We start from the raw sequence: 21,524 nt of genomic DNA, 5'->3' as shown, positions 1-21,524 counted from the left end.
TGCTATTCCTGATCACTGCCCGTTGGGGGCGATTTGGGTTTATGCTTGTTCATCTGTTTGGCTTCCCAGAATAGACCAGTTAGCACATCCTTGATCCGTTGACGATCTTCTTCATCCAGCGGAATGCCGTCGAACATCAATTCGCCGTCTTCCTCCAGCATTTTTTTAAAATCCCGGCGGTCTTTGGAAGTAGCCCATTCCGGTACGTTGGAACGATAGGAGTCGTGTGAATGTTGCTCTATTGAATCATCGTCTCCCCAATATCCGGCGTTCTTCATCATCTCGGTATACGATACGCCGAGCGCGTCCGCTATTTTGCGGAGAGTAGAGGGCTTGGGTACGCCACGCAGCCCGTTTTCAATACGGGAAATTTGTGAATTGCTGATGCCAGCCGCTTCTGCCAATTGGTTAATGCTCCATTGCTTGTGCTCACGCTGCTGCTTTAAGTATGTTCCGAATGCTGGTTGTTCCACAATGGCGGCTCCCTTCTGCAACAGAATAAAAGATTAGTTCCATTATACCATTAGGTAAATAGTAAAAGCACGTAATATGCCAAAAGGTATAGAAAAATAAAGCGAATATCCTGTTTTTGAAGCTATATCGCTTTTTTTGCCGATGGATAGCTATCCTAAATAATGCTATGTTATACTCATAATACGAACAAAAGGGGAACAAATTGTAAACATAAGAGTTGTACGATTTAAAAAATACATCATTGTCAAAAGGCATAAGATAAGGAGTGTTGCTTTACATGAAAAATAACTTACCCGAATTGGACAGACGCAAAACGCAGAACGCACTGGAGGGAGTATTTGAAAAATATCGGATTTATAAAACCATTACCTTTATGGACCGGGAAAGTTTTATCACAGCCGGCTATACGGATCGCCCGAACGGCCCGACGAATGTGACCAGCGATCCAACGGCACGGACAGCCGTATATAATGTAGATGCTCCTGCGGCTCGTTTGGCTTATTGCGAAATGGTGAATGCCGTAGTCGGCCGTTTGAATGAACGCGAACAGTTACTCATCCGTGAGCGCTATTTAAAGGATGACGATGTGTTCGACTACAAGGTTTACAATTATGTACTCGACCCGCCAGTAAGCAAGGATACGTACACGAAAATCCGCACCCGGGCTTTTTACAAAATGGCGCTTGCACTGGCGGATCAAGGTGTTTTGAATCTGGCGGGTTTACAGAAGGACGCGGATCGAAAACTGGGATGATGTAATAATTATCCATTCGTTCGTATTTCTATTTTAATATCGTTTCTTAAAAGGCTTTGATTTCCTGTAATAGCAGGGGTCAAGGTCTTTTTTAATAACACGAACATATGTTCTCGAAATACCGCCCAACTTCATCCCTAGTCTCTGCTTTTATCGTCCTTTTCCCCGGCAACGCATTCGTTATAAGGGTGTAAGATTATATCATCGGGAATCAAGGCAAGAGGACATACCGAAGACACACACAGTCAAACGTTAGCCGGCCACCAGGGCCGGTTTTTTCATGCGGTTGTCGTCCCTGTCGATTCCCGGGAATTGTTTTACAGAAAGGAGGAGTCGTGTTGCCTAAGCAATGGATGTTGCAATGCATGAGGTTGAGGCTGCGCCGGATGAGAACACGGAAGTGGAAAAAAGCCTGGCTAAGTAGCCACAACATGCGAGTGCAGGATGCGCAAAGGTGGCATGCCGCAGGATGAGACAAGCCTTTAAACAAAAGCTCATTGACATTGTTCCAGCGCTTCAAGGGCGCGTATACGATGTTCAGCCACCGTCGCAGACGGCAGAGGAGCCGTACGCGGTTATGGCGCTGGGCGAGGAAATTTGGAAATCGTCCTGGGCCGGATATCGACAGGTTGTCCGCATCAAGCTGTACGCAGGACAAGCCGGGCTGGCTCAGGCCGATGTATGGGCGAACGCCCTAATTGCCGGACTGCACCGGGAACCGGTGACAGGCGAAGGCGAGGACACGTCGGCTTTTACCGCGCACTATTTGGGCGTGCGGGATGCGGAAAAGCTGGATACCGTAACGGGCAAGGCCTACAGAACGCTACGTTTTGGCGTGTATGTGCCTGAAACGGAAGGTAGTCCGGCGGCCGCTCCGGCAAACGGTGTTGCACAGCCGGATGAATGGCTGGCGGCGCTGACCCGCTGGACGCAGAAGCAGTTGGGCGAAACGTGGTCGGTGTACGCCGATGCATGGCCCGCACAGCCGGGGCGGCACGCGGTACTATGGCGGCTGAGCGGCTGCGAGACCAGGATGGCGGGAGCCTCCATGTATGAACTTCGCAAACGGTTCATCGGGCATATTACCGCCCCGGACACCACCGAAGAAAACCGCGCGGCTTCCGCGCTGGTTGAGGGCTTCGCCGCTCAAATTCAGCTCCCTCTGGATCAGGAGAAGGGCCGTTATATGTCCACGGCGGAAGCTTCCGCAGATTTGCAGGCGGATGCGATTTTGGACGGTCAGCTCCGGCTGACGCTGGTACAGCGGCGTATGCGTCCGGCTGAGGAAGCGGCGCTAATCCGCAGAGTGGAAATTCATCCTATTTTGAAATGAGGTGGTCCGAGTGACCTTGGAAAACAACGAGCAGGCCCCGGTCAATGCCGGGCAGGAAGCAAGCGGCCCCCGCTATACGCTGGAGGAGCTTAAGGAGCACGCGGAACAATTGTTTTCCGTGAAGGAAGAAGTGCTGGCAGGCGCCTTTTTTGGCACACAGGACAAGCTGTTCACGGTAGCAGAAGCACACACTAAAATCGAACAATTTATGAAAGCGAAGGTGGATTAATTATGGCAGGCGGAACATGGGAAAACACGAATAAACCGGTATTGCCGGGTTTGTATATGAATTTTCAGGCAGCAGCGGCTTCAGCGATTCAAGGTGGCTCGCGCGGTACGGTCGTTGTACCAGTTAAAGCCAATTGGGGTCCTGTACGTGAGTTTGTAGAGATTGGTAGCGAAACGGCGATCAGCCAAATCTTTTCGAATGACAGTCTGGATGGTGCGACAGCGTATTCTACGCTGTATCTGGCTCTGCTGGGTGGACCGAAAAAGCTGTTGGCCTACCGTTTGGCAGATGACACGGCTGCACCAGCAACTGTGACGTTGAAAAGCGGCGGTGAGGCACCAACCGATGTGCTGCGCTTGCAGGCTTTGTACACAGGTAGTCGCGGTAATGGCTTTGCCGTAACGGTACAGCCCACTTTGGGTGACGAGCAAGCCCGTGAGGTACGTCTCTATGAGGGCACTAAACTGCTGGGTACGTATAAAGGCAGCGACGGTACGGCTGCTTCGATTGCCGAAGCGATGAACAAGAACAGCGAAAACGTATGGGTGAAGGCGGAAGTTGTCGGCAAGGGCGGTATTCCGGTGGATGTCAGCGGCGTTCATCTCACAGGCGGTAACAGTGGTAATAGCACGCTGGTTAATGCGGATTATATCGCGATGCAGGAAGCGCTCGAAGGACAGGAATTTAACGTCCTCGCGCTCGATTATGCAGCCGATCTGGCCTTGCTGCAAAGCTTTGCTGCCTGGATCAAGCGTGTCCGCAGCGAAGGCAAAGGCGTTATCGCCGTGTTTGGTGGTTCTGCGGCAGATGATGTGTCCAAAACGGCTGTCAGTCTGGCCTCTGCTCGTTCTCTGGCGCTCAACCATGAAGGTATCGTAAACGTGGGTACTGGCGTGCGTCTGGCAGGTACGGACTACAGCTCCGCTCAAACGGCTGCTTATGTAGCCGGACTGATCGCAGGTCAACGTCTGAATCAATCCGCGACATATGCGGTGACGCCTTTTGAGGATGTAACCCGCCGCTGGACACGTTCCGAGCAGGAGCAGGCTGTCCGTAATGGTGTCTTCCTGCTGTTCTTCGACGGCCGTCAGGTCAAAGCGTTGCGTGGGATCAACAGCTTGGTGAACCCGGCTGCCGGGCAAAACAACGCATGGAAGAAAATCCGTTCCATCCGCGTCATGGATGCTATTAACGCTGACTTGCAGCGTGCAGCCGAAGAGACTTACATTGGCAAAATCAACAACACGGTTGAAGGTCGTCTGGCACTTATCGGTGCGATCAAAGAATACCTGGCACAGCTGTCGCTAAGCAACGTTATCGAAGCCGATGGCTACGATGTCATTCTCGACCCAGCCTACTATGGCGATGCGCCAGTCATCAAACCGGAGCCAGATCAAGTGTTCCTGCAATGGAATGTGAAGCTGACCGACGTGATGGAGCAACTGTTCGGCACATTTTACGTGCAATAAGAATGTCGTGGAAAATTAGAAATCCAAAACTATATTATGGATCATTTTGAGGAGGAAAAATAAATGTTGGATGCTTCAAGAGTCATTTTAGGTACGTATGGTCAGGCGCATGTGGACGGGGTATGGCAGACGAATATCAATAAGCTGGAAGCCAGCGTGGAAATGGAAAAACGCGAGCTGAATCTCGTTGGAAACGACTGGAAGGTACACAAACGCGGTATTAAAAAAGGAACGGGCACGATGAGTGGCTACAAGGTGACGTCCGATATGCTTCGTCGTGGTTTTAACCGTTTTGAGATTATTACCAAACTGGATGATCCAGAAGCCTTCGGGCATGAAAGTATTCGTCTTATCCGTTGCACTCCTGACAAAATTCAGCTGGCCAACTGGACAGCGGGCGAGGAAGTACAGGAAGAAACGACTTTCACCTTCGAAGGTTATGAGCTGCTTGACCCGATTGTAGCGAACTAATATGAACACGGGGAATAGGGATGCCGTAAGGTGTTCCGTTCCCCCAATACAAATTGATAATAAGGGAGAATGACTTATGAGCTTGAATGAAAATATGACAGAAGAACAAATCTTGAACAGTCTGTTTGAAGCTGCTGAAAAATTACCGGAGGAAACGGTTCGTATTAAGCGCCTCGATATGAAAATTGTGCTGCACGGCCTGACCTCCAGCAAGGTGGACAGCATTCGTGAACGGTGTACCATTCGCCGTACCGTGAAGGGTGCAGTGGATGAAAAGGTAGATACTGAGACGTTCAATGCGTTGTTGATTTCCGAAGCTACCGGCAAATTGGAAGTGAAGGGCTTGTCCCTTAGTGGCTGGGGTGATCCCCGGATTACAAGCCGTTTGAAGCTGTCCGGTGGCGAACAATCTGTCCGTCGTATGCTGCTGGCGGGTGAACTGGATGCCGTAGGCGACAAAGTGCTGGAACTGTCCGGCTTTGGGGTGGAAATTGCTGATCTAAAAAACTAATCAACTCCGGGGGAATGACGACGATGCTGTACCACTTGTGGGTCCGGCACCACCTCCGCCCCGGAGACTTTTGGCAGCTCCCCCGTGGCGAGCGCATGCTTTTGTTGGCGTTTGCTGAACAGGAAATGGACAGCATGGTTTCTTCAAAAGCATAAACAAGGAGGTGAACATTGAAATATGGCAGAAGCATTAAATTACCGCATGAACCTCGTGATTGATCCTAAAAACGTCATTAAGGCGAACCGCGAATTGCGCGCAATGGAACGCTATTTTGAGCGGATTCAAGGGCGTGTTTTGAAAATAGGCCGTACCCGCATGGCCCCGGAAATTGTGCTGAACGATATGGCCTCCAAAGGGCTGGATAATCTGTTGAACAAGATTAACCGGGTCAAATCCCAGATTATTAACGCCTCGGGGAACGTGAATGTGAAGGCAATCTCTCAAGGTAGCTCATCATCTAATAGTGGTGCTGCCAAAGCAGGTCCAATTAAGGCTGATAACAATCTTAGCTCAGTACTGCAAGCAAATACTGCTGCTGTGGAGGCCAATACGGCTGCTATTGGGGATTTGAGTACTAAGTTAGGCTCTCTGAAGCTCGGTGGTGAGAAGGAAGAGGAGCCTAAGGGTTTTATGGAAAATCTTAAAGATACTCTAGTCGGTGTAAAAAAGTTTGGCGAAGGTATGAAGGGATTTTCTGAATTAAAAACTAAAGCAAAAGATTTAAAAAAAGCGTGGACTGATGCTGGACCAGTTGGGGGAACTACAAAAAGACAAAAATTAGTAAATGGAGCAAAAAAAATATGGAATAATAAAGGTAGTTTAGGTAAGGCCACTGGTGAACTTTTAGAAAGTTTCGGTGGTACTGGAGATATGCTGGAAGGCGGAATGGATTTTTTAAAAGGTGGCGGTGGAATAATTGGGAATATTAAAAGCGGTGGCAGTACTGCTATAGATGCAGTTTCTAGCGCGGCTTCTAGCATTATAAACCCAAGTACTGCTGGTGCAGCTGAGGAAGTAGGATCAGGCTTGTTCAAAAACCTTTTAAAAGGTGGCGCGAAAAAGCTAATGGGGCCATTAAGCTATGGGATGGATATTGTGAACATTGCGCAGGCTACCTCCGGTAAAGAACGTGCAGAAGCTATTGGTTCTACTGTAGGCGGGACCGCTGGTTCTGCGATAGGTGGAGCTATAGGCTCATTTTTGCTTCCGGGTATTGGTACTGTGGTTGGCTCTACGCTTGGAGGTATGGCGGGAGACTTTGTTGGTGGTAAAATTGGCGGATTAGTCTCAGATTATGGTCCCGCTATTATAGACAAAGCAAAGTCCGCTGGTAAATTTATTGGGGAAAAAGCTTCCCAGGTCACAGGCTGGATTTCGGATAAGGCTGGAGACTTTGGTAAAGGCTTTTCTGATTTCTTTTCTTTTGGTAAGAAAGATGAACCTAAGAAAGAGCCAGCTAAGCCACCTGAAGTTCCTAAACCTGCAATCCCGCCTCATTCGACTATAGGTGCGTCCCTTAAGCCATTAGCAACTATGCCGCCTTTATATAGTGCAGTCGCATACGTGCCCCCGCAATCAGGTGCAAAAGGCGCTGCTAACCCTTATGGTCCGATGGCTATTGCTAACCAGGGTGTAAATCCAAACCCACTGCTGAATACTGCGGCTCATGCGAACAATGGAGTCAAAGCTAAAGGAAAAGGTAATGGTAATCCGACTCCTCAAGTGGTACAGATCAGCCCAGAACAAATGGGAACACTCTCTGGCTTTTTGAAGGATTTTAAGACGGAAACTACGAACCAATTCAATCTTCCAGCAGGGGCTGTACAGGTAACTGTGCATGAAAACAAGCTGGATGTGGAGGGACTTATTACGCAAATTGGCTACCGTCTCAAAGCCGAGATTCTGCGGGCAACGCAGAACACCAAGCCTGCGAGCGGAGGAGCTATGTAATGCAGTAGGATGGGAGTAACGGGGAAGGAGGAAAGAGATGGAATTTAGTTTAACGGATGGCAAGGGATTTAAGTTTTTATTTCCGGTGAATCCCGAGGAAGTGACGATCTCACGGCAAAAGGGATTTGATACGACGACGATTTTATCCTATGGGGAGTTTGATTTTCCGCAAGGGGAGAAGGTGAAGGAAATCTCCTTCTCTTCTTTTTTTCCCAAGGAGTACGATGAATCGTATTGCAAATATAAAGATGTACCTGATCCGCAGGAGGCCATGAACACGTTGAATGGTTTTTTGCTGTCCCAAAAGCCATTACGCTTCATTATTTCAGAGACGGCTGTAAATGTACCCGTAATTGTAGCGTCTCATAACTCCACCTTTCGGGGCGGCGATTATGGGGACGTGAATTTTGATCTTTCGCTGCGGACCTGGAGTGAAATGAAGGTATCCAAAAAAGCCGGCAGTGGAACGAAGTCTGCTACGGTCAACAAAAAGCCCCGCACGGATATGAAAGAAAAGAAAAAAACCTATACGGTGAAATCGGGAGATTCCTTGTCCAAAATTGCCAAGCTGGAGCTGGGGGACAGCTCACAATGGAGTCGTATTTATCAGCTTAACAAAAAGGTCATTGGCCAAAATCCGAATGCGATTAAACCGGGGCAAAAGCTGGTGCTGTCATGAGCTATAAAGTTATTTTACAGGATAAATATGATTTGTCGCAGCTGGTGGAGAACATTAATTTGAGGGATTCGCTGGAGCAAATCGCTTATCAGGGCACGGTGAATTTGGTCGTTACGCCGGATATGCCGCCCATTTCTCCAGGGATGTCGATTCGGGTTAGTGGCATTCCATATGGAAAAAAAGACTATGTCCCCTTGCTGTCTCCAGCGGTAATTTGGGAAGTGGAAACCTCCAACAGTGGACTCAAGCGTATGACGCTGACATTGTATGATCGCACGGTGTATTTGGACAAGTCCGAGGATGAATATTTGCTCCCTGCAAAGCAGACGGCTACTCAGCGTTTTCAGAAATATGCCAGGGACTGGAAGCTGAAAATTGCTTCATTGCCAGACACGAAAAAGTTGCTGGGGCGTGCCGTATACCGGACACAGTCCATCTATTCCATGATGCTGGGCGATCTGCGTGAAACGGCAAAGGCGGGCGGCAAGCTGTATCATCCACGGATGATTACCTCCGGTTTGGAGCTATACGAGCTGGGAACGAATAAAGATGTGTATGTTTTGGAGAGAGTGACCGATACGACACAATCCCGTACGCTCGAAGGCGCGGCCACGAGGGTGAAGGTGCTGGCTACGGCGGCCAGTGAAACGGGCAACGAGGTTCCGTCCAAGGTGATGGCGCTGGAGGAAAAGGACATTGCCAAATATGGAACGCTTCAGGTGATCGTGCAGGATGACGAGGTAAAATCGGGTGCAGCCGCACGTGAGTTGGCCAAAAGTAAGCTGAGAGGCATACAACAAACGATATCGCTAAATGCACCGGATATGAACACGATTCGTGCAGGAGACGCGGTGATGCTGGGTTCCATGAAGCTGCTGGTGATTTCAGTGAGCAGGGAATTAGGGAACCCCGGCAGTATGTCGCTGGAGCTGGGCACGTATGACGATGTAAAAAGGAGGTTTTATCTTGAATAAGGACCCCTACGGGCATTTGGCTACTGCACTGCAATCCTCTTTTCAAAAGCATACCAAGCAAGCGCTGAGCGGAGTGGGCGCGGTACTAGGCACGATTACTTCCACGGGACTCAAGCTGGACGATTTTAAACATGAGCTTCAGGATTATTTGGTTGCCGAGCTGCCGGGATTGCTGTCTGTACCGCGTCATATGTATAAAGGTACCTCAACCGCAGTGGAGTCGGAGAATTGGGAGGGCAAAGAGCTGAAAACTTCCTTTTATATCGGGGAGGACGAGCTGGAGGATGTGAATCTGAGCCTGAACGAAGGACTTAAGCCCGGAGATCGCGTACTTGCGGTTCGGGTGAATAGCGGCAACGATGTGGTTGTGGTGTGCAAGGTGGTGAGTGGACGTGGCTAATTTATTTCCCGAAACGGATGATATGCTCTGGACGGATATTACGGACCCGGATGTTCTGGAGGATAATCGGGCGGTATTTGGACGAAGCTGGCGGTTTGATTTTGAAGCCGGAGAATTTGTTATGAGCCCCAGCCGTAAAATCGTGACTACAGGCGAAAAAGAAGCCTGGGTACAGTGGTGTGAAAAAGCAATTCGTACCCCCCGCTACCGTCACGTCATCTATTCTCCCGACTATGGTAGCGAGCTGGAGGAACTGATCGGCAGCAGCTATGGGCATGGTGTTCAGGAAAGTGAAATCAAGCGCATGGTCACCGAAGCGTTGCTGGCAGATGCTCGCACGGCTAGTGTGGATCAGTTTACGTTTAGCTGGGAAGGCGAGGCGTGCCATTTTAGCTGCCAGATTACGAATGTGCGGGATGAAACGGAAATTGTAGAAAGTGTGGTGATCTAATGGCAGACTTGCCGGAGTATTTGGTAGACCAGACGGAAGAGGAAATTTTGAGTCGTATGCTGGAAAAAGTGCCTTCGGACATTGATAAGTCCGAGGGTTCTTTTATTTGGGATGCGCAGGCGCCGGTGGCTTTTATGCTCTCCGAAGCGGCAATCTGGGCACAGGAGCTGCTGCGCCGGGGCTTTGCCAGTACGGCGGCTAGCGATAACCCGGATTTTCGCTCGCCTGAGCTGGATCTGCGAACAGCAGAGCATGGAGTGACACGGCGGGAAGCAGTTGCTGCCTCAGGTATGGTCACATTCACGGGCACAGCGGGAACGACCGTTCCAGTGGGAACGTTGGTGGCGACCCCGGCAGATGATGTATCGGGGGAAGCCTCCATTGAGTATGCGACCACGGCAGCGGTCACGCTGGATGAGCAGGGTAAAGGAGAAGCGGCGATTCGGGCGGTCAATCCCGGTCGCAGCGGTAACGTACCTGCGGGCGTCATTCAGGTGATGGCGAGCCCGGTCAATGGTGTTTCCTCCGTTATCAATACTGAGGAAACGAAAAGCGGCACGGACATTGAGAGCGACCAGCTGTTGCTGGAGCGTTTTTATGCCAAGGTGCGGAACCAGGGGACGAGCGGCAACAAGGCTCAATATACCCAATGGGCAAATGAAATTGCAGGAGTAGGCGGTGTGGAGGTTGTTCCGCTGTGGAAAGGGCCGGGTACGGTGGCTTTATATGTGCTGGACACGGATAAACGTGCTGCCAGTCCGGATATCGTCGCTGCTGTGCAGAAGTATATCGATCCGACTCAGGATGGGCAAGGTGAAGGGCTGGCACCAGCGGGTCCTGTAGTGACAATTATGCCTGCGACAGAGGTGGAAATTAACATCTCGGTCAAGGTTCAGCGTACCAAAGAGAAGCCGTCCACCCTGGATGAAATCAAAAAGCTGATCGAAAGCGGTGTGCGGACTTATTTGAAGCAGCTTGCTTTTTACAAGGAAGACCCGTTGGTACGGTATACCCGGATTGCTGCTGTTTTGCTGGACATTCCGATTATTATTGATTTCTCTGAGCTGAAAATTAATGGACAGAGCAATCAGAATATTGAGATTGGATCAGGTCAGGTGGCGGTGCTGGGGACGGTGAGCGTCAGTGAGTAATGATGGTACGAACATGAACAATCAAACGAATCGTCTAGCTATGGGTGAAGAGGGGCAAATGAGCAGCTTGCGGGGACGCGAGCTGTTTTCCTATTTACCCGCCTACTATGAAATTTCCCGTGTGATGCGCTCCGATATGGATGCAAAGGGCAGTGAACTGGATTCCTTGTATCTGGCGATGGATGCGACGGTGGCTCAGTTTTTCGTCCGTACCGCTACCTGGGGATTGGAACGCTGGGAAATGGAGCTAGGGATCGCAACCGATCTCAGTAAACCGCTGGATCAGCGGCGTTCGGTAGTGGAATCGAAGCTGCGGGGAGCAGGGACTTTTTCAGGCCGACTTGTCAAAAATGTAGCTGAAGCATATGACGGCGGTACGGTAGATGTTACCTTTCATCCCGCCGAATGGGGATTCACGGTCAAATTTATAGATACCATCGGCATTCCGCCCAATGTGGAGGATCTTAAAGCAGCCATCGAGGAGATCAAGCCGGCTCATTTAGCGGTTGAATATAAACTACGCTACCTGACCATTGCTGAAGTCGAGTCTATGACCATCTATGAAAATGAACATACAACACAGGATAGATATTTAGGAGGTGGCGCATAACATGGCAAGTGAAAAAACACCAAATCTAGGCTTAAATCAAATTGATCGTACATCGCCCAAAACAACGTATTTTGATCTGGAGAAGTATTTGGATCAAAACTGGCGCGCTGTAGATAATTTTGCAGGTGATGTGAATGATGGTGTGGATGCGATTAAGAAGCGGTTGGATACAACGGAGCGTAGGGAGGTTACGCTGTCACCTGGGGTGCAAATTGTTCATGCGGAAAAGGCCGCGCCGTTTTCGCTGACGGGACTTAGCGGGCGTACGTTGGTGAATTTGGCAGGTGGGGATTGGGGAGCATCGAAAACCCTTTCGAGGTTTGGACGCTTTCAGTCTGCGTTGAATATTGATGTTACAAAAAGCATAGTAGGAGGCGGTTCTTTAAAAATAACATCGGAACTTGCCAATGCTATTGCTGACGGTTTTGGTAATATAACAACGACAATAAAAGCAGGCAAAAAGTATATTGCTCTAGGAAATTTGTACAACGAATCTGGTAGTAACATGCGCATCGTTATTCAGGGAACTAGCTTCTCAAGTCCGTTGGTTACTTCCAAGAACAAGTGGGAGTTCACTTATGTAGCATTCTCGCCCTCTTCAGATGTTAATAACACCCAAGCGATGGCACGACTAACTGTTACAACAGCCGGTCAGGTTGGCTATGCAGACGCCCTCAGATTATATGAGATTTCTGATACTGAATACGCAGCACTTGCCAGTATGACGCTAGAACAAATAGCCTCAAAATATCCTTATGTAGATAGTGTAATGCCTGTGCGTAATCCATACGCAATTCGTTACGGGGAAAATTTATTACCAAGTTTCTACGGGTGGTCAGCCAAACAGGGTACACCTACCATGACGGATGAAAAGAGTGTTTCCATCACGGTAGATAACAAAATAGTACACACCGTATCGCCTTTAGTACCTGGGCAAAATTGCACTGTCTCAGTCCAATCCGGTGGGGCGACTGGTAGGATTACGGTAACGGATGAGCCTGAGACAAAAGTATTGGCTGAGGCGGTAGGCGCTGGTCTGTTGACTGCCACGTTTACGGCTGGTCAGGCGGTGAATATCAGATTGCTTGGTACGTCATCTACAGTCGTAACTATGTCTAATCCTATGTTAAACATCGGACTCACAGCCAAATCATTCAAACCTCGTGAGGATGCCATGTTAGCATTGCAAACAGACCTGTACGCAGATCCAGTTACAGGGGCGAATACTGATACGGTGTTCGAGCGTGATGGGCAATATTTCAAGTCGAAGAAGTGGCGTTCGTTGGTATTGGAGGGCTCGTTATCTTGGGTGATTGGGGATACTTCATCCACTGGACTCAAGCAGGTCAAGGTAGTCGGTTTGGTATCTGGTGCAGTTTCCGCGAGTGGATGGGCAACCAAATTTGACGGTAAAATCATCCCTCAGGGTACGACTGGTAGCACAACGGATACAAACGCTGTTACAGGCGCAGGAGATTTATACATTTCTGTCGCTACCTCTGACAGTGGATGGGGAGACAGCTACACACCGACAGCAGACGAGATTAAGGCGTACTTTATGGGTTGGAAGATGTATGATTCTGATACATACTTGCCCGAAAATGTACGCGCTAATGGTAAGTATAATGGGACGGGTACAAAGGCTTGGTTGAGGCTAGTTGGTGATCTAGTAGCTGCTTCATCGACCCCGAATAGCAGCTATGCAGGGTATACGCCTTATCAACTTGTATACCAACTCGCAACGCCTATCGTGGAGCCTATCGTTAGCGAGGGACAGCTCACCTTTATTGTGGGAGAGAATCAGATTGAAATAGGCACGGGAATTGTGCTTCGGGAGAGTAACAAACCAATTCCTTACGCTGAGGGTATTACTAATAGATGGGCAATGAACCGTAACGGTGCCAACCCTTTAAAGCAAAAACCGAGCAAAATTTTGAATGTATTCGGAAACGGTAAATCTGAGGCTTTCAATTGGGGAAGGGTATTCTCACCTGATGGTAACTGGTACGGAGAAGTTTTTATTGACCAATTATATTCCTTCTTACCGGATAAGGCGTACAGTGTCACCTACCTGATGCTTGACCGTTCGCCTGTCGTACCGTTTACAGGTTCCTGCCCAACTAACGAAAAATCTCTGCTGCTGGACTTGGTAGATAGCGTACAGCAGAATACATCGCGGGTGTCAGTTCTGGAGAATAAGAAAGCTGATAAGGACAGCCCAACGTGGATTTCCCCGACGTTGCTTAATGGGTGGGGTCAGACAATACCTGTAGGGTATTTTCGTTCGTCTGACGGTGTTGTTCGTTTCAAAGGACAAATTCAGGGTGGCGTTACCACAGCAGGTACACGTATTTTTAAATTGCCCGAAGGTTTCCGGCCAAACCAACGCACGGAGATACCAACCTATTCATACGGAAACGGTAGCACATCTACCAACTCAACGTTGATCATTGACGCGGTAGGAAATGTGTTATTACAGAATATAAATTATGCTGGTGTATGGCTGGACGGTATATCTTTCTTAGCTGAACAATAAAGGAGGGCAACACATGAAAGCATTACCTAAAGTAAATACAGATGGTCTCTATCTGGAGGACGAGCTAGTGGACGATGCCTTTTCTGGCGTCGTCCCTTTTTATGCTCCATCTTCGCTCCCAATATCTGATACAGACCAGCAGTTAGACACCTACCAGCTTACTGACGGTAGTTCGAGTGCCATAGATGAAACAAATTCAAAAAACATCCCTGTTGGCTATACCGTTGGTATTCCAGTGCCACCAGGTTTATACCATCCCCGTTTTGACATCCAAGGCTGGCTGATCTATGAAGCAGAGTTTAACCAAAAGATTCTAGAGGCCCAAAACGCGCATGAGCAACGGAGCAAGGAATCCCAAACTTCATTTCAAAAGCTGCATGATGAATGGCAAAGCAAGCCGGAAAAAGAACGTGGGGAAGAACCTGTATATTCTGCACCAAATTTTACAACTCCAGAACGAAAAGACCCAACGACATTCTGGGGTGAAGGATTAAGTGGCGAAGCGATCAAGGAGCTGACACAAAAAGCGGAGCAACAGCCAAGCGAGGCAGACCAATTGAAGCAGCGTATTGCAGATCTGGAAGTAACGCTGACCCAACTCATGCTTGGTAACACAGGAAAATAACGTGTACTGACTATTCTATACAGTATCAAAAATCTCTATAAAAGAGGTGAAATCATAACCATGGCAGCTTTAACAGAGGCTCAATTACGTATTTGTACTCATGCCTGCATCACCCGCTGTGATCGGGGAGAGGGCGACGTAGCTACGATCATTGGAAGCTATGTTTTGGATGAACAACAGCGTGGGAAGGTAATGGAGATTATTTTATCCAAACGTTCTGATCTGGTACCGGGTAACGTAGAAGATTCGTCATCTGTGGATGTTTCGAATAAGCAGGGAGAAACGGCTAAATGGTATAGCTCTATTTTCCGCAAGAAAACAGTATAGCGAACAGAACAAAAAAACAGTCTGAACCCAAAGGGGGGACGAGCATGTGTAAAAGAATGAATCCGACCCTGACTGATCGTTCCGAGCCGAAAATGAATAAATGGAGTAATCAGCATAAAAGGATTCAATTTGGTCAGGCGACGGAGCAAGGGATGGTGATCGTCGGTGTATAGTGATGGATTGAACAATAATCAACACAATATACAGAGTGTAATGAAGGATATCAAAAGTCAAATGCGCAGTGTGCGAGGACGGGAGCTATTCTCCTATTTGCCTGCTTATTACGAAATCTCTCGTGTTATGCAAGCTGATATGGACGCAAAGGGTAGTGAATTGGATGCTCTATATTTTGCATTGGATGAGACATTGGCCCAGTTTTTTGTTCGCACTTCTACATGGGCGCTGGATCGCTGGGAGAATGAACTTGGTATTCCTGCTGATTTGAAAAAGCCGCTGGAGCAGAGACGTTCGGTCGTAGAATCGAAGCTCCGTGGGAGCGGCAAATTTTCGGGTCGACTTGTTAAAAATGTAGCTGAGGCGTATGACGGTGGCACCGTGAATGTTACCTTTCAACACACTGAATGGGGATTCACGGTCAAATTTATAGATACTATTGGTATTCCTCCAAACCTAGAGGATCTTAAAGCAGCAATTGAAGAGATTAAGCCGGCTCATTTGTCTGTAGAATATGAGTTTAGATATTTGTTAATTCGAGATATTCATGAGAAGAAGATTTTGAGGGAAATGGAACAGACCATATTGTCTAAATTTGCAGGAGGTGTTCAATAAGTGGCTAGTAATACAGACTATTTGAAACTACTCAAAAAGGACCCTGTTATGGATGGTAATGAGACTTTTAATATTCAAACTATGTTGAACGATAACTGGGATAAAATCGATGGGGCAGTTGGGGCATTGAAGGAGGAAGTTGCACATCTGGACCCGGAAATTCCAGATGCGACCACTACTAATAAAGGTGTAGTGCAGTTGAGCAATGCTACGGATAGTTCGTCAGAGCAATTAGCTGCTACGTCGAAGGCGATAAAATCTGTTATGGATGCTGTGAATGGTAGTCTAAAGAAGGCTTCGCTCATTCCAGTAAATGTAGATTTGAACAATTATAAATCAGAAGGGGAGTTTTATTGTCCATTTAGTGCTGATGCTTCCACATTGGGGAATATCCCCGTAAAAGAAGCTTTTTATTTAAAAGTTAGTCCTGCCGCGGGAGCTATTCAATTTTTCTCCACGTTTCCTCCCAACAATCAAAGACTTTTCACGCGTAGTTTCTACTCCTACGATAATAGATGGGGTCTATGGAATGAAATAATGTACAATAATACCTCCTATTTGGAGATGCGTAAGGGTGCAACTACAGCAGGTCCTGCTTATATTGACTTTCACACTAGCGGTAATGATGTGGATTTTGACTCACGTATTATCGCATCTAATGGGACGAAGCAAGTAGGGGAAGGAGAGTTAACTTTACAAGCAGGACGTGTGGTTACAACAGGACAAGTTTGGATTGCTCAAAATACGAATTTTGGCGCTACATCTAACTTGAAAGTTCCTATTGGAGATAACGATACAGGCTTTGATTGGGTTGCTGATGGGCAAATTGACTTATACTCAAATTCACAAGTACCAGCCCGACTGGTAGGTGGCGACTTTCAATTTAAAAACACAGACGGTAATTTCGAAAGTTTAAAACAAGCGATACAAACGGTAAAGCAATCTGGCGCTAATGCGAAGCAGTCCGTGGTGGATAGCATTAACGCCAAAAGAGGAAGTGCATCCACCGCAATGGACTGGGGGCAAATTGTAGATGCAGTAAAAAATATATCCCCAGTCAAATCCAGTATAAACCAGTCGTATGAAATAGCGAATAGAAAGCAAGAAGCAGGTAGTGTGTATTACGGTCCGAGATGGTTTACCTTCCCGGCAAACACAACTATGATTTCATTTACAGCTACGGATACGACAGGCTCATATGAATTTATACGAAGAAATTCGGGAACTTTTGATGGGGGAACCCCATTGATAAGAATGATGGATTCTAACGGAATTACATTCGATATCTTAACAATTGCTAAAGGAGGTGCTGAAAATGAACTTAGAACAGCAATAAGATCATGGACATTTGATGCAAGGGCAAGGGAAATCACTATAGTTTGGTATGAGCCTAGAGTGTCGGTTTTCGGAGTACCTGGAAACTTTAATATTAATAAAGAATTTTATTTATTACCAGGCGCTATTATGGGATCAGTTGATAGTAGGAATCCAGAAACTCCAACGGTTTATGGCTCAGCGTTAAAAGGTAATCTACTGTATATGTAGGTTTAAAGGATTACCAACTATCCTAAAATAGGATTTTTTATTCTAAATGTATATTTAAATATCCCATCAATGAAGTGGCCAGCTAGTGGCATCCATAGTAATGATTAAGCTTTCAATATGTTGGCCATACATTTCATTATCCATAAATTTAAAAAATTAGCAACCAAACAAAAATATAATTATAACAGATACGCCTCACAACAGAGCGTGTCTTTTTGTGCCCTTGGACAACCCGAGGGCATTCATTTTACACCTTGATTCAAAAGGGGGAACAAGCATGCATGAAAAGGTCGATCAGATTTGGCTGGGGTTTTCCACGGGGACCTTGATCGGTTATTTTTTCGGGGGGTGGACGACGATGTTGACGTTGTTGTTATGGATGGTCATTATCGACTTTTTTACCGGCTGGGCGGCGGCCTGGATTAATGGATCATTGAAAAGCCGAGAAGGCTATTACGGTATTTTTCGCAAGGTCACGGTGTTTTTGATGATTACGGTAGCTCATCTGATCGACGGTATTCTCGGGGATGCACATTATTTCCGGGATGCCGTCGTTTTCTTTTATTTGGCAAATGAACTATTGTCGATTATTGAAAATGTAGGCAGGATGGGTGTGCCGATGCCGGATATTTTACGGAATGCGGTGGCGATTTTTGAGAGCAAGTCGAGTGGGGCAAAGATAAAGCAAAAAGACTCCTCCGACAAAGGAAATAAAGCTTCATAAGGGGAGCAGAATGCACCTCTGCCCCATTTCAGCATCGAGGTGGAAAAGCCCGGACCGCTTCAACGGTCCAAGCATAGTTATAACAGTAACATCATCGGATACAATATTATGAAAGACAAGGAGGGATCGCCTTATGCAAAATCGCAGTCCTAACGCTGCCGAAGGCATTGACGTGTCCCGGTACCAGGGAAATATTGATTGGAAACGTGTACGAGCCGATGGCAAATCGTTTGCTTTTATTAAAGCGAGTCAGGGGCAGCGTTACGTCGATCCGACATTTATCACTAACGCAAAAGAGGCCAAGGCAGCAGGAGTACTGCTGGGAGCTTACCATTTTGTAGATGCAACCAGCGTTGACGCGGCCAAAGCGGAGGCCAGACATTTTGCCGAGGTGCTGGATCGGGTTGGAGGCGCGAAAGCGCTGGACTTTCCTGCGGTCATGGATTATGAGAACAATCCGGGTGGACTTAGCTCTGCGGCGATCCATGAAGTAGCTATGGCGTTTTTGACGGAATTTGAAAGGGTAAGTGGTCGCAAGCCGATGGTATATACGGGAAACGCTTTTGCGACCCATTTTAAAGCGCCGCTGGGAGCCTACAAGCTATGGATCGCGCGTTACAGCACACGAGTGCCCAACGATATCACAGCATGGAAGCTGTGGGATTTCTGGCAACACAGCGACAATGGACGAGTTGATGGGATTCAAGGGCCAGTTGACCTGAATGTATACGCAGGAACAGAGGCAGAGCTGCGCCAAGCTTTTGCAGGAGAAGAGGGGGATGAGCCGATGACAGCAGAGGAAAAAGCGGCATTTAAAGCCTTGCAGCAGCAGGTTGCCGCACTTGAAAACAGTAAGGATGTGCTCAAACAGACATTGAACGAACAGACCGCTTATATTAAAAAAGTGGATCAGCGAGTAGCTGACCTGGAGGCGCGTCAGGCGATGCAAGTGCCAGCTTGGGCAAAGGAAGCTGTAGCCGCAGCCGTTGCCTTTAATCCAGCAAGTCCGATTGTGGATGCGAAGCTGCCGAGCAGCTATGATTTTTATCGCCTGCTTGTCGTCTTGAACCGTCTGGGTGTGTTTAAGAAATCGTCGTAAACTACTGAACAAACAGGAGCCAAGTGGGGAAATTGGATCTTGCAAAGGGGACGCGAGCAGATGGTAGAGCCGCGTTCTTCTTCATATATTTGTAGATATTTCCCTGTTATATTAACTAACATTGCTCTCCAGAAACGTTGGAAAATTTAAAAAAATCTATGAAAACGCTCTTGTCTACCATCTCATTTTATAGTAAAGTAACCAGTAATCACTCTCCATTCATGTAATCACTTGTATATATTGTGAGTATATATGACATTTTTCACTATGATTCAACAAAAGCTGAATGCTTGGAGACAGCAATCTTACTCATAACCTCACAGACCTTCGCATCGGGTACGAAACTTTAGGCATACATCACGGAGGCCGATTGAATTGAACCACAGGTGTTGATATCTACTTCTACATATAAAACTACCTTTCACACCTCCTACTTATGAAATAACTTCCATCAGAGAAAATGATATCACTCGGTAATAGGATGAAAATGAACTTGATTCCGTTAGACTTACTCGAAATAATGCACATGCGACCCGGAAGCAGTTTTTTCTGCTGAATATAAAGGGGTTATTCTTTTTAGCCATTCACCGCAATTACTCGCTTATACCTTACGATATGTGGTAGATATTTGCTGTATAAGCTTACGTATCTGTGTGTCATGAGATTTAATGTGGACGCTGTGTCCATTAGATCATAGAGGTTATCTGGACATTCATCCGGTATCAACGAACTAACAATATACGAGGTGTGAAAGGGGTTTGCTGCATGAGCAAAAAGTACGCAAAAAACAAAGCTTGGACCATCCTGCTGGTACTTGCGTTAGGTGCTGTTCTGGCACTTTCGGGCTGTGGAGGTTCCAATGAAGGCGCAAAACCAGAGACGGGAAAAACGCCGGGCGGAGCGGGCGAGGGCGTACAGGATACGCTGATTTATGGACGCGGTGGAGATTCTGTGGCGCTGGACCCTGCGATTGTGACCGAAAGTGAATCGCTAAAAATCGGGATGCAAGTGTTCGACACCCTGCTGGAATACAAGGAGAGCACCACGGAGATTCAGCCGGGGCTTGCAGAGAGCTGGGAAGTATCACCGGACGGACTGATTTATACGTTCAAGCTACGTCAAGGTGTAAAATTCCATGATGGAAGCGACTTTAATGCAGAAGCCGTTGTATTTAACTTTAACCGCTGGTCTGATCCGAAAAGTCCATACAAATTTGAAGGGGACTCGTATGATTATTATGATTCCATGTTTGGTCCTGAAGGCAGCAGGGTGATTAAGGAGGTCAAAGCGGTAGATGCGAACACTGTTCAGTTTACACTGACCAAGCCGCAGGCGCCTTTTTTACAAAATATCGCTATGCCATCCTTTAGTATCGCCAGCCCCAAGGCTATTCAGGAAAAAAAGGCTGATTTCAAGAGCAATCCGGTCGGTACGGGACCCTTTGTATTTAAGGAATGGAAACGGAACGATAGTATCACGCTGGAGAAAAATCCAAACTATTGGAAAGAGGGACAGCCGAAGCTGGCCAAGATCATTGTTCGTTCTATTCCCGATAATACCGCGCGATTTAATGCTCTGCAAAACGGAGAAATTGATCTGATGGAGGATCTGAACCCGGACGATGCGAAGCAACTGGAAGGCAACAATGAGCTGCAAAAAATTGAACGCCCATCCTTTAATGTGGCGTATATCGGATTTAATTTGAAGAAAAAGATATTCAATAATCCCAAGGTGCGTCAGGCGCTTAACCATGCGGTGAACAAGCAGGCCATTATTGATGCATTGTTTGCGGGACAAGCCAAGCCTGCGGTCAATCCGATGCCACCTACGTTATGGGGATATAACGACAGCATTCAGGATTATGCCTACGATCTGGATAAGGCCAAATCCTTGCTGGCAGAAGCGGGCTACCCTAATGGGCTTACCGAGCCGTTAACCTTTTACGCGATGCCTGTATCTCGTCCGTATATGCCTGACGGTAAAAAGGTAGCGGAGGCCATTCAAGCTGATTTTGAAAAAATAGGTGTGAAAGTGAACATCCAATCGCCGGAATGGGCCACCTATCTGGATGATGTTAAGGCGGGACAGAAAGATGATTTGTATATGCTGGGATGGAACGGAGATAATGGCGATCCGGACAACTTCCTGTACACCCTGCTGGACAAGGATACAATTCCGGGCAATAACCGTAGTTTTTATGTCAATGAGGAGCTGCATAAAATATTGGTGAAAGCTCAGGTTGAGGTCGATCAGGACAAGCGTGCGGAAATGTACAAACAAGCACAAGTGATTATTAAACAGGATGCGCCGTGGATTCCACTGGTTCACAGCACACCGCTGATGGCGGGCAAAGTGAATCTCAAGGGTTTCGTGCCTTCTCCAGCAGGTATTGAATCGTATAGTAGCGTTTATTTTGAATAGTC

Annotated in this window: 23 protein-coding genes; 22 read left to right on the top strand and 1 reads right to left on the bottom strand. The window is 47.4% G+C overall.

Annotated elements, in window-relative coordinates; genetic code table 11:
* Positions 1–2 precede the first annotated feature (2 nt).
* On the bottom strand, positions 3–473 hold the full coding sequence (locus tag ACQ4MX_RS08295; RefSeq protein WP_431090081.1) for a helix-turn-helix domain-containing protein: 471 nt from the start codon (positions 471–473) through the stop codon (positions 3–5).
* A gap of 278 nt (positions 474–751) precedes the next feature.
* Here ACQ4MX_RS08295 and ACQ4MX_RS08290 point away from each other — a divergent pair, with 278 nt between their 5' ends.
* The 22 genes from ACQ4MX_RS08290 (at position 752) to ACQ4MX_RS08185 (ending at position 21,522) form a co-directional block, all read left to right on the top strand.
* Positions 752–1,228, top strand: coding sequence for an ArpU family phage packaging/lysis transcriptional regulator (locus ACQ4MX_RS08290; RefSeq protein WP_404580742.1), 477 nt, complete (start codon positions 752–754; stop codon positions 1,226–1,228).
* A 469-nt stretch (positions 1,229–1,697) separates the two neighbouring features.
* Positions 1,698–2,561, top strand: coding sequence for a hypothetical protein (locus ACQ4MX_RS08285; protein WP_431090080.1), 864 nt, complete (start codon positions 1,698–1,700; stop codon positions 2,559–2,561).
* Positions 2,562–2,571: 10 nt separating this feature from the next.
* Complete coding sequence (locus tag ACQ4MX_RS08280) at positions 2,572–2,790, top strand: hypothetical protein (protein ID WP_134910845.1); 219 nt, start codon at positions 2,572–2,574, stop codon at positions 2,788–2,790.
* A gap of 2 nt (positions 2,791–2,792) precedes the next feature.
* Positions 2,793–4,259: a phage tail sheath family protein gene (locus tag ACQ4MX_RS08275; RefSeq protein WP_431090079.1), complete on the top strand. Its 1,467-nt coding sequence runs from the start codon at positions 2,793–2,795 to the stop codon at positions 4,257–4,259.
* Between the two features lie 63 nt (positions 4,260–4,322).
* A complete protein-coding gene (locus ACQ4MX_RS08270) occupies positions 4,323–4,730 on the top strand; it encodes a phage tail tube protein (protein ID WP_134910844.1) in 408 nt (135 codons plus the stop codon).
* A gap of 76 nt (positions 4,731–4,806) precedes the next feature.
* On the top strand, positions 4,807–5,241 hold the full coding sequence (locus ACQ4MX_RS08265) for a phage tail assembly chaperone (RefSeq protein WP_431090078.1): 435 nt from the start codon (positions 4,807–4,809) through the stop codon (positions 5,239–5,241).
* A gap of 177 nt (positions 5,242–5,418) precedes the next feature.
* Positions 5,419–7,191: a hypothetical protein gene (locus ACQ4MX_RS08260; RefSeq protein ID WP_431090077.1), complete on the top strand. Its 1,773-nt coding sequence runs from the start codon at positions 5,419–5,421 to the stop codon at positions 7,189–7,191.
* 37 nt (positions 7,192–7,228) lie between these two features.
* Positions 7,229–7,870, top strand: coding sequence for a LysM peptidoglycan-binding domain-containing protein (locus ACQ4MX_RS08255; protein ID WP_431090076.1), 642 nt, complete (start codon positions 7,229–7,231; stop codon positions 7,868–7,870).
* The gene (locus tag ACQ4MX_RS08250) at positions 7,867–8,844 is read left to right on the top strand and encodes an XkdQ/YqbQ family protein (RefSeq protein ID WP_431090075.1); all 978 of its coding nucleotides are present in this window, start codon (positions 7,867–7,869) and stop codon (positions 8,842–8,844) included. The genes ACQ4MX_RS08255 and ACQ4MX_RS08250 overlap by 4 nt, the downstream gene beginning before the upstream one ends.
* On the top strand, positions 8,837–9,244 hold the full coding sequence (locus ACQ4MX_RS08245; protein ID WP_431090074.1) for a hypothetical protein: 408 nt from the start codon (positions 8,837–8,839) through the stop codon (positions 9,242–9,244). Before ACQ4MX_RS08250 ends, ACQ4MX_RS08245 begins: the two co-directional genes overlap by 8 nt.
* Positions 9,237–9,695: a DUF2634 domain-containing protein gene (locus ACQ4MX_RS08240; RefSeq protein WP_044645249.1), complete on the top strand. Its 459-nt coding sequence runs from the start codon at positions 9,237–9,239 to the stop codon at positions 9,693–9,695. Before ACQ4MX_RS08245 ends, ACQ4MX_RS08240 begins: the two co-directional genes overlap by 8 nt.
* Complete coding sequence (locus tag ACQ4MX_RS08235; protein ID WP_431090073.1) at positions 9,695–10,846, top strand: baseplate J/gp47 family protein; 1,152 nt, start codon at positions 9,695–9,697, stop codon at positions 10,844–10,846. Before ACQ4MX_RS08240 ends, ACQ4MX_RS08235 begins: the two co-directional genes overlap by 1 nt.
* A 13-nt stretch (positions 10,847–10,859) precedes the next feature.
* Positions 10,860–11,456: a YmfQ family protein gene (locus tag ACQ4MX_RS08230; RefSeq protein WP_431090072.1), complete on the top strand. Its 597-nt coding sequence runs from the start codon at positions 10,860–10,862 to the stop codon at positions 11,454–11,456.
* A 1-nt stretch (position 11,457) separates the two neighbouring features.
* Complete coding sequence (locus tag ACQ4MX_RS08225) at positions 11,458–13,992, top strand: hypothetical protein (RefSeq protein WP_431090071.1); 2,535 nt, start codon at positions 11,458–11,460, stop codon at positions 13,990–13,992.
* A gap of 13 nt (positions 13,993–14,005) precedes the next feature.
* Positions 14,006–14,617 carry a hypothetical protein gene (locus ACQ4MX_RS08220; protein WP_431090070.1) on the top strand — a complete coding sequence of 204 codons (612 nt, stop codon included), beginning with the start codon at positions 14,006–14,008 and terminating at the stop codon, positions 14,615–14,617.
* A gap of 60 nt (positions 14,618–14,677) precedes the next feature.
* Positions 14,678–14,944 carry a hypothetical protein gene (locus ACQ4MX_RS08215; protein WP_431090069.1) on the top strand — a complete coding sequence of 89 codons (267 nt, stop codon included), beginning with the start codon at positions 14,678–14,680 and terminating at the stop codon, positions 14,942–14,944.
* A gap of 44 nt (positions 14,945–14,988) precedes the next feature.
* A complete protein-coding gene (locus ACQ4MX_RS08210; RefSeq protein ID WP_431090068.1) occupies positions 14,989–15,117 on the top strand; it encodes a hypothetical protein in 129 nt (42 codons plus the stop codon).
* Between the two features lie 61 nt (positions 15,118–15,178).
* On the top strand, positions 15,179–15,733 hold the full coding sequence (locus ACQ4MX_RS08205; RefSeq protein WP_431090067.1) for a YmfQ family protein: 555 nt from the start codon (positions 15,179–15,181) through the stop codon (positions 15,731–15,733).
* On the top strand, positions 15,734–17,278 hold the full coding sequence (locus ACQ4MX_RS08200) for a pyocin knob domain-containing protein (protein ID WP_431090066.1): 1,545 nt from the start codon (positions 15,734–15,736) through the stop codon (positions 17,276–17,278).
* A 277-nt stretch (positions 17,279–17,555) separates the two neighbouring features.
* Positions 17,556–18,002: a phage holin family protein gene (locus ACQ4MX_RS08195; protein ID WP_431090065.1), complete on the top strand. Its 447-nt coding sequence runs from the start codon at positions 17,556–17,558 to the stop codon at positions 18,000–18,002.
* 133 nt (positions 18,003–18,135) lie between these two features.
* Positions 18,136–19,101 (top strand): glycoside hydrolase family 25 protein, encoded by a 966-nt coding sequence (locus tag ACQ4MX_RS08190; protein WP_431090064.1) that lies wholly within the window; start codon positions 18,136–18,138, stop codon positions 19,099–19,101.
* A gap of 765 nt (positions 19,102–19,866) precedes the next feature.
* The gene (locus tag ACQ4MX_RS08185) at positions 19,867–21,522 is read left to right on the top strand and encodes an ABC transporter substrate-binding protein (RefSeq protein ID WP_431090063.1); all 1,656 of its coding nucleotides are present in this window, start codon (positions 19,867–19,869) and stop codon (positions 21,520–21,522) included.
* Positions 21,523–21,524: the final 2 nt, after the last annotated feature.

The organism is Paenibacillus sp. 8b26 (assembly GCF_050626875.1).
GTDB lineage: Bacteria > Bacillota > Bacilli > Paenibacillales > Paenibacillaceae > Paenibacillus.
This window is presented reverse-complemented; position numbering and strand designations above follow the sequence as displayed.